General features: G+C 58.0%; 1 rRNA gene. It reads right to left on the reverse strand.

Annotated features, from left to right (window positions below):
* Nucleotides 1-1087, reverse strand: a 23S ribosomal RNA gene (locus ABWI04_RS42740); the annotation flags it as partial.

A 1087-nucleotide genomic window follows, 5' to 3' on the forward strand; every position in this document is an offset into this window, starting at 1 on the left:
GACTCCACCCAAACTGGCGTCTGGGCTTCACAGTCTCCCACCTATCCTACACAAGACGCTCCAAGCGCCAATGCCAAGCTATAGTGAAGGTCCCGGGGTCTTTCCGTCCTGCTGCGCGAAACGAGCATCTTTACTCGTACTGCAATTTCGCCGGGCCTGTGGTTGAGACAGCGGGGAAGTCGTTACGCCATTCGTGCAGGTCGGAACTTACCCGACAAGGAATTTCGCTACCTTAGGATGGTTATAGTTACCACCGCCGTTTACCGGCGCTTAGATTCTCAGCTTCGAAGGAACAAGTCCCCCTAACCGGTCCTCTTAACGTTCCGGCACCGGGCAGGCGTCAGTCCGTATACAGCGTCTTACGACTTCGCACGGACCTGTGTTTTTAGTAAACAGTCGCTTCCCCCTGGCCTCTGCGACCCCACCCAGCTCAGACAGAAAATGCCATCACCAGGCAAGGTCCCCCTTCTCCCAAAGTTACGGGGGCAATTTGCCGAGTTCCTTAACCACAGTTCACCCGATCGCCTTGGTATTCTCTACCTGACCACCTGAGTCGGTTTGGGGTACGGGCCGCCGGTACACTCGCTAGAGGCTTTTCTCGGCAGCATGGGATCACTCACTTCACCTAAAACGGCTCGGCATCAGCTCTCAGGATATGTGAGAGACGGATTTACCTATCTCTCTCCCTACAGCCTTACCCCGGGACAACCATCGCCCGGGCTGAGCTACCCTCCTGCGTCACCCCATCACTCACCTACTACCCCCTCGGGTCCCACGCTCCCCGTCCAACAGGCCCGAAGGCCCAAAGAACGGTTCGGGTGGTCAGCATCAGAGGATTCAGCGTTGGCGCATACCAGCGGGTACGGGAATATCAACCCGTTGTCCATCGACTACGCCTGTCGGCCTCGCCTTAGGTCCCGACTTACCCTGGGCGGATTAGCCTGCCCCAGGAACCCTTGGTCATCCGGCGCACACGTTTCTCACGTGTGATTCGCTACTCATGCCTGCATTCTCACTCCCGCACCCTCCACCCCTGGGTCACCCCGAGGCTTCACCGGATACAGGACGCTCCCCTACCCATCAACAC

It is taken from the genome of Actinomadura sp. NPDC000929 (assembly GCF_040492065.1).
Classification (GTDB): domain Bacteria; phylum Actinomycetota; class Actinomycetes; order Streptosporangiales; family Streptosporangiaceae; genus Spirillospora; species Spirillospora verrucosospora.